Below are 7,695 nucleotides of genomic sequence, written 5' to 3' on the forward strand. Positions count from 1 at the left end.
CCGCGGGGACTTCGTCACTCTGGTGGACGAGGCTCACCGGCGCGGCATCCGGATCATCGCGGACCTGGTCATGAACCACACGTCCGACCAGCACCCCTGGTTCCAGGCGTCCCGCACCGACCCGGAGGGCCCCTTCGGCAACTTCTACGTGTGGTCGGACACGGACGACAAGTTCCCGGACGCACGGATAATCTTCGTCGACACGGAGAAGTCGAACTGGACGTGGGACCCGGTGCGTGGGCAGTACTACTGGCACCGTTTCTTCGCCCACCAGCCTGATCTCAACTACGACAACCCCGACGTCCAGGAGGCGATGCTCGAGGTCCTGCGATTCTGGCTCGACCTCGGGATCGACGGCTTCCGCCTGGACGCGGTCCCCTACCTCTATGTGCGGGAGGGGACCAACGGCGAGAACCTGCCCGATACCCATGAGTATCTGCGACGGATCCGCAAGGAGGTGGACGCGAAGTACGCCGATCGGGTCCTTCTTGCCGAGGCGAACCAGTGGCCCTCGGACGTGGTCGAGTACTTCGGCAACGACGACGAGTGTCACATGGCATTCCACTTCCCATTGATGCCGCGTATCTTCATGGCGGTCCGCCGGGAATCCCGTTATCCCATCTCGGAGATCCTGGCGCAGACCCCGGAGATTCCGCCGAACTGCCAGTGGGGAATATTCCTGCGCAACCACGATGAGCTGACCCTGGAAATGGTCACCGACGAGGAGCGCGACTACATGTACACCGAGTACGCGAAGGACCCGCGTATGAAGGCGAACATCGGGATACGCCGCCGGCTGGCGCCGCTGCTGGACAACAGCCGTGACCAGATGGAGCTGTTCACCGCGCTGCTGCTGTCGCTGCCCGGCTCGCCGGTCATCTACTACGGCGACGAGATCGGGATGGGCGACAACATCTACCTGGGCGACCGGGACGGCGTCCGAACTCCGATGCAGTGGTCACCGGACCGCAATGCCGGCTTTTCGACCGGCGATCCGGCCCGGCTGTACCTGCCGCCGATCATGGACCCGGTATACGGCTACCAGGCGCTCAACGTCGAGGCCGAGCAGCGGATGCCGACGTCCTTCCTCTCCTGGACACGCCGGATGATCGAGGTGCGGAAGAGGCATCCCGTCTTCGGCCTCGGCACATACGAGGAGCTGCCCGCGTCCAATCCGTCCGTCTTCGCCTTTGTGCGAGAATTCGGCGATGACCGGGTACTGTGCGTGGCCAACCTATCGCGTTTCGCACAGCCGGTCGAACTTGATCTACGGCGGTTCGTCGGACTGGTTCCGGTCGAGTTGCTGGGCGGCGTGCACTTCCCGCCGATCGGTGAACTGCCCTACCTACTGACCTTGCCCGGTCACGGACATTACTGGTTCGCGCTCACCCGACCGGGGGAATTCACCCCCTGACGAACCAATGCCTACGATCGATAAATCGGGTGACGACGCGCGGGAGGGCGATGACGGTGGGCGATGATTCTGACCTGGTCGACCTCCTGACCTCCTGGCTGCCGCGGCAACGCTGGTTCGCGGGCAAGGGACGGCCCTGGGGCGGCCTGCGCATCATCGGGGACGTGCACCTGTCCGACCGTCTCCGGCACCTGGTCGTGGAGGTCCGCTACACCGATCGCGGACCGATCGATCACTACCAGGTGCCGCTGGTCACCCGGCCGGACGCGCCCTACGGGCACGAGAGCTTCCTGCTCGGAAAGGCCGCGGACGGTCTGGTGTACGACGGCCTGCACGACCCGGACGGCAGCGCCGCCCTGCTGGCGTTCATTCAGGGCGACAAGGCCCACGACGGTCTGGTGCCGCACACGCTGGAGGAGCTGGAAACGTTGCCCGCCCACGCGGTCGGGGCCGAGCAGTCCAACACCTCGATCGTCTACGGCGACGCCTATATCCTGAAGGTCTTCCGGCGGCTGTGGGTCGGCGGCAACCCGGATCTGGAGATCACCCGTGCGCTCGCCGATGCCGGCAGCGTCCATGTGGCCCGCCCGGTCTCCTGGCTGGACGGCATCCTCGACGGAGTCACCACCACCTTCGCGTTCATGCAGGAGTTCATGCGCAGCGGCACCGAGGGCTGGCGGCTCGCCCTCACCAGCGTCCGCGATCTCTACGCCGAGGTGGACCTGCATGCCGACGAGGTCGGCGGGGACTTCGCGGCCGAGTCCGAGCGCCTCGGCGCCGCCACCGCGCAGGTGCACGACCTGCTCGCGGACGTGCTGCCCACCGCGGTCGGTGACGCCGGGAGCCTGCGAGCGGAAGCGGTGCAGATGCACCGCCGGCTGGACGCCGCGATCGAGGCCGTGCCGGAACTGCGATCCTTCGAGGCGGGGCTGCGCGAGTCGTTCGACGAACTCGCCCATCGCCGGCATCCGGTCACGCTGCAACGCATTCACGGGGACTACCATCTTGGTCAGGTCCTACGGGTCGACTCGGGGTGGGTGCTGTTCGACTTCGAGGGGGAACCAGCGCGCCCGGTTGCCGACCGGACGGCGCTACAGTCCATCCATCGTGACGTCGCCGGCATGCTCCGGTCGTTCGACTACGCGGCCCAGTCGATGTTGTTGGAACGGGAGGGCGAGTCGGCGCTGAGCTACCGCGCGCAGGAATGGGCGACGCGCAACCGCGACGCCTTCTGCGCCGGGTACGCCGGCGTCGGCGGGTATGACCCACGCGAGGACACGGTTCTGCTGCGGGCTTTCGAGCTCGACAAGGCCGTGTACGAAGTCGTCTACGAGGCGCGGCACCGACCGTCGTGGCTGCCGATCCCGCTCGGTTCGGTCGAACGACTGACGTCCACGAGCGGATGATCGTTTTTTACTAAGGATGGCGTGTTGTCCATGATCATATCTGACGACGCGGTGGGCGGCCCCGGCCGGGATCATCCGCACGATCTTTCTGACAGCAACTCCACCGGCACCGGCTCGCGGCGCGTCGCGGTAGCCGAGCATGGCGCGAGCGCCGACCAGGAGAAGCGCCCACCCGCGTCCCTGCTCGTTGAGGATGCCGATCTTGAACGGCTCGTGAGCGGCGCGCATCACGATCCACACAGCGTGCTCGGCGCCCATCCCCACGGTGATCACACGATCGTGCGGGCGCTGCGACCGGACGCGGTGGGAGTCGTCGTCCTCACCGGTGGTGAACGCCACGAATGCACCCGGCTACACAGCGGCGGGGTGTTCGCTGTGGCACTGCCCACCAGTACGGTCCCGGACTACCGGCTCGAGGTCAGGTACTGCGACGCGACGCACGTCGTCGACGATCCCTACCGGTTCCTGCCGACCCTCGGGGAGATGGACCGCCATCTCATCGGTGAAGGCCGCCACGAGCAGCTCTGGCGGGCGCTCGGCGCGCGGGTGCGACGCTACCCGAGCACGGCCGGCGACATCAGTGGTGTCGGTTTCGCCGTGTGGGCGCCGAACGCGCGCGGCGTCCGGGTGGTGGGCGACTTCGACTTCTGGGACGGCCGGGCCTACCCGATGCGCTCGCTGGGTGCCGCGGGCGTGTGGGAGCTGTTCGTACCCGACATCGGCAGCGGCTGCCGTTACAAGTACGAGATCCTCGGTTTCGACGGCGTCTGGCGGCAGAAGGCCGATCCGCTCGCGCTGCACACCGAGATCCCGCCGGCCACGGCGAGCGTCGTCTTCGAGTCGGAATACACCTGGGGTGACCAGGAATGGCTCGAGCGCCGCGGCAACACCCCGTGGCATGCCGCGCCGATGTCGGTCTACGAGGTGCATCTGGGCTCCTGGCGCCGGGGGCTGTCCTACCGGGAGCTCGCCACCGAGCTTGTGGACCACGTGCGTGAGCTGGGGTTCACCCACGTCGAGCTGATGCCGGTCGCCGAACATCCCTTCGGCGGCTCCTGGGGCTACCAGGTGTCGGCCTACTACGCCCCTACGTCACGGTTCGGTGACCCCGATGACTTTCGCCATCTCGTCGACCAGCTTCACCAGGCCGGCATCGGCGTCATCGTCGACTGGGTACCCGCGCACTTTCCCCGCGACATCTGGGCCCTGGGCCGATTCGACGGCACGCCGCTGTATGAGCATCCCGATCCGCGGCGCGGTGAACAGCCCGACTGGGGAACCTACGTCTTCGACTTCGGCCGGCCCGAGGTACGCAACTTCCTGGTCGCGAACGCGGTGTACTGGTTCGAGGAGTTCCACATAGACGGGCTGCGGGTCGACGCCGTCGCGTCCATGCTCTACCTCGACTACTCCAGACCCGACGGTGGCTGGGTACCCAACATCCACGGTGGCCGGGAAAACCTGGAAGCCGTGTCATTCCTGCAGGAGACCACCGCGACGGTCTACCGGCGCGTACCGGGCGTACTCATGATTGCCGAGGAGTCGACGGCATGGCCCGGCGTCACCCGGCCGACCCATCTCGGCGGCCTGGGTTTCGGCTTCAAGTGGAACATGGGTTGGATGCACGACACGCTGGACTATCTCTCGCGGGCGCCGGTATTTCGCGCATATCACCACCATCAGCTCACGTTCTCCATGATGTATGCCTACTCGGAGAACTTCATCCTTCCGCTCAGCCATGACGAGGTGGTGCACGGGAAGGGTTCCCTGGTCGGCAAGATGCCCGGTGACCGCTGGCAGCAACTGGCCAACCTGCGCGCACTCTACGGATACATGTGGGCGCACCCGGGCAAGCAGGTGCTGTTCATGGGCGGCGAGTTCGGCCAGGACGCCGAGTGGTCCGAAGCCCGGTCACTGGACTGGTGGCACCTCGACGATCCACCCCACCGCGGAGTGTCCACGCTGGTGCGGGATCTGAACCGGACCTACCGGGCCATGCCCGCCCTGTGGGAACAGGACACCTCTCCCGACGGCTTCTCCTGGATCGACGCCAACGACGCCGAGGACAACGTGTTCTCCTTCCTGCGGTGGGCCGACCGCGACGCGACATCCCAGCGCCGGCCGATCGGTACGGTGCTGGCCTGCGTCACCAACTTCGCGGGCGTCGCGCACCGTGACTACCGACTCGGCCTACCGTTCAGCGGCCGCTGGCGCGAGGTTCTCAACACCGACGCCACCGACTATGCGGGCAGCGGTCTGGGGAACCTGGGCGCGGTGATCGCCGTCGATACCACCCACCACGGCCAACCCGCATCCGTGACGCTGACCGTGCCCGCGCTGGCAACCCTCTGGCTGGCCTACGAGCACGACGACCGGCCCTGATCCCCAGGGTGGCCGGCCACGCCCCGCCGCATCACGAGTCGGGCGGCGGGACGTGGCCGGCAGCGCACCAGGCCGGCAGCGAACCACACAACCGGCAGGATGCCAGCCACCGACAGCCGGTCAGTGCCAGCCGGTCAGTGCCAGAACCTGCGGCCTCCGGGCGCGCGATCTGACAATCGTCGCGCACCCTTTGGCCCTCTAGAAGAGGGCGGCTGACAGCGCTCGACGCGCGGGTGCGACCGCCGGCTCGGAATCACCGAGCGCCTCGAACAGACTGACCAGATGGGCCCGCACACGTTCCCGCTCGTCGCCTGCGGTCCGCCGGACCACGCCGACGAGCCGGGTCAGGCCCGTTTCGATCTCACCCTTCGCGACCAGGACATCGGCCAGCATGATGGCCGCCTCGACGTCATCGGGATCGGCCGACAGCCGGCTGCGCAACGCGGCCACGTCGATCGTGGCCACCCGCTGGAAGAGTTCGACCCGGGCTAGCCCAAGCGTGGCGTCCACGTCATCAGGGGCCTGCGCCAGCCGGCGGCGGTAGGCCTGCGCCGCGGTGTCGAGGTCGCCCTTGGCGAGCGCCTCCTCGGCGGCGCTGTGGTCCTCCTCCGCCGCGGCGTCAGCCGGCCCGCCCGCCAAGCCCGCGGCCGCCTCGTCGACAAGTGCCAACAGCTGGTCGAGCCAGCTGCGGACCTCGGCTTCGGGAACCGCCCCGGTGAACTCGCCGATGATCTGACCCCCGACGACCGCCTTGACCGCGGGGATGCCCTGGACGCCGGCTGCCTGGGCGAGCTGTGGGTTCGCGTCCACATCGATCTTCGCGAGCACCCAGCGCCCGGTGTCGGCCTCGGCGAGGCGCTCAAGGATGGGGCTGAGCTGCTTGCACGGGCCGCACCACGCTGCCCAGAAATCGACCACGACCGGGACCTGCAGGGACCGTTGCAGGACCTCGGCCTCGAACGTCTCCTCGGTGACGTCCAGAACGACGGGTTGCCCCGCGGACCCGTTGCGCGCCGGGCCGGAGTCGGCGCCCGCGGCACTCGCCGGGGATCGCGTCGGCGCGGGTTTGGGGTCGAGCGGGACCGCGCCGGCAAAGCGGAGACTGGCGAGCTCGTTGGGAATCCGTGGATCCCCGGCCGCTGCGTTCCTCGACCCGGGCGGTACCGATCGTGGCGAACGGGACCCAGGTGACATGGTTGACCTCCGTGGCATGGCTCCATCGTTGCATCTGAACAGCGAAACCGGACACGGCCTACGCGGACCGGATGCCTACGATGCGTGCATCTCCCCATTTTGACCCGGCTGGGACGCAGGGATCAGCTGGAATGCAGTCCTCAGCCAGGAGGTGGGGCCGGGCTCCGCCAGCGCTCCGGGGACTGCGGCCTCCGGACGTGCGATCTGACGATGGCCCTGGGCCATGCCCTGCCTCACCGGGCCGGGCCTTCGCGTGCCGTCGCGGGGGTGCCTCACCCCGTAGGGCGGCCCTGGCAGGATCGTGCGTTACGACACCCATGATCGAACCAAGGTCGTGAGGATGAGTGTGCCCGAGCACGCGTTACCCGTTGACCCCGGGGTCGAGCTGGCGGCGTTCCGCCGTGGCCTAACTGGCTCCTTCACCCGCCGCGGTGGCGGATGTGCAGGTCGGCGCGTGGAGGTCGGCGGGTGGCCGCGCGGATGTGTAGCCGCTGTGACAGCGACGCGAGGCGCCGCCTGGCGCCGGCAGACCCTGGACGAACGTCCGGCGCCGACCACTTAGTGGGTAGTCGGCCCGGCACGAGTGGATGGTTGACATACATTTTCCGCCCGAAAACCGGCCCCTCCTGACGTCTTCCTTCCACTCGTCGCACCGAAGGGAATGCGGATCAAGGAGTGGGGTTGGGCTGCGTAGATCGCGAAGCGATGGACGGGAGCGATGCGACGAGGTACGTGCCCCGGCCCCGCGACGCCGCGTCCCCTATTGCCGGTCTCTCCTAGCCTTCCAGACGCCGTTCGATCGATGCGACCTTCGTCCGCAACGCGTCCGTGACCCCCGGGCGGATGTCGGCCTTGAGCACGAGGCTGACCCGGCCGGATCGGGCGGCAACCGCGTCCACCGCCCGCTGTACGACGGCCATGACCTCCCCCCACTCCCCCTCGATCGTGGTGAACATCGCCGTCGTCTCGTTGGGCAGGCCGCTGGCGCGTACCACCCGCACGGCTTCGGCGACCAGGTCGCCGACATCCTCGCCGGTCCCGATCGGTGTCACGCTGAAGGCCACAAGCATGCTCCACACCTACCACGCCGCCCGGACGGTCTGTCGCCCAGGGACACCCGCGGGCACACACGGACACCCACGGGCACACACGGACACCCGCGGGCACAGGCGAAGAACTCAGGATCTCGCGTACGTTGACCCACCGGGAGAATGCCACCCTCCGCAACATTCCAGGTCCGCAGACGACACAGTCGGACCTTCAACCAAACCCGGGACAACGCTCTCTGACGGCACGCCC

At 67.9% G+C, this 7,695-nt stretch carries 5 protein-coding genes; 3 read left to right on the forward strand and 2 right to left on the reverse strand.

Annotated features, from left to right (window positions below; translation table 11 throughout):
• The 3 genes from treS to glgB form a co-directional block, all read left to right on the forward strand.
• The coding region (gene treS / locus U9977_RS13615) for a maltose alpha-D-glucosyltransferase (protein ID WP_322749617.1) at positions 1 to 1,414 on the forward strand (1,414 nt) is incomplete at its 5' end.
• 50 nt (positions 1,415 to 1,464) lie between these two features.
• A complete protein-coding gene (locus U9977_RS13620; protein WP_322749618.1) occupies positions 1,465 to 2,820 on the forward strand; it encodes a maltokinase N-terminal cap-like domain-containing protein in 1,356 nt (451 codons plus the stop codon).
• Positions 2,821 to 2,850: 30 nt separating this feature from the next.
• Positions 2,851 to 5,202 carry a 1,4-alpha-glucan branching protein GlgB gene (gene glgB, locus U9977_RS13625; protein ID WP_322749619.1) on the forward strand — a complete coding sequence of 784 codons (2,352 nt, stop codon included), beginning with the start codon at positions 2,851 to 2,853 and terminating at the stop codon, positions 5,200 to 5,202.
• A gap of 198 nt (positions 5,203 to 5,400) precedes the next feature.
• Here glgB and U9977_RS13630 read toward each other — a convergent pair whose 3' ends face one another.
• Together U9977_RS13630 and U9977_RS13635 are read right to left on the reverse strand one after the other, a co-directional pair.
• On the reverse strand, positions 5,401 to 6,396 hold the full coding sequence (locus U9977_RS13630) for a tetratricopeptide repeat protein (RefSeq protein WP_322749620.1): 996 nt from the start codon (positions 6,394 to 6,396) through the stop codon (positions 5,401 to 5,403).
• A 776-nt stretch (positions 6,397 to 7,172) separates the two neighbouring features.
• The gene (locus tag U9977_RS13635) at positions 7,173 to 7,466 is read right to left on the reverse strand and encodes an MTH1187 family thiamine-binding protein (protein ID WP_322749621.1); all 294 of its coding nucleotides are present in this window, start codon (positions 7,464 to 7,466) and stop codon (positions 7,173 to 7,175) included.
• Positions 7,467 to 7,695 lie beyond the last annotated feature (229 nt).

This window comes from Protofrankia sp. Cas8 (genome assembly GCF_963555845.1).
Classification (GTDB): Bacteria; Actinomycetota; Actinomycetes; order Frankiales; family Frankiaceae; genus Protofrankia.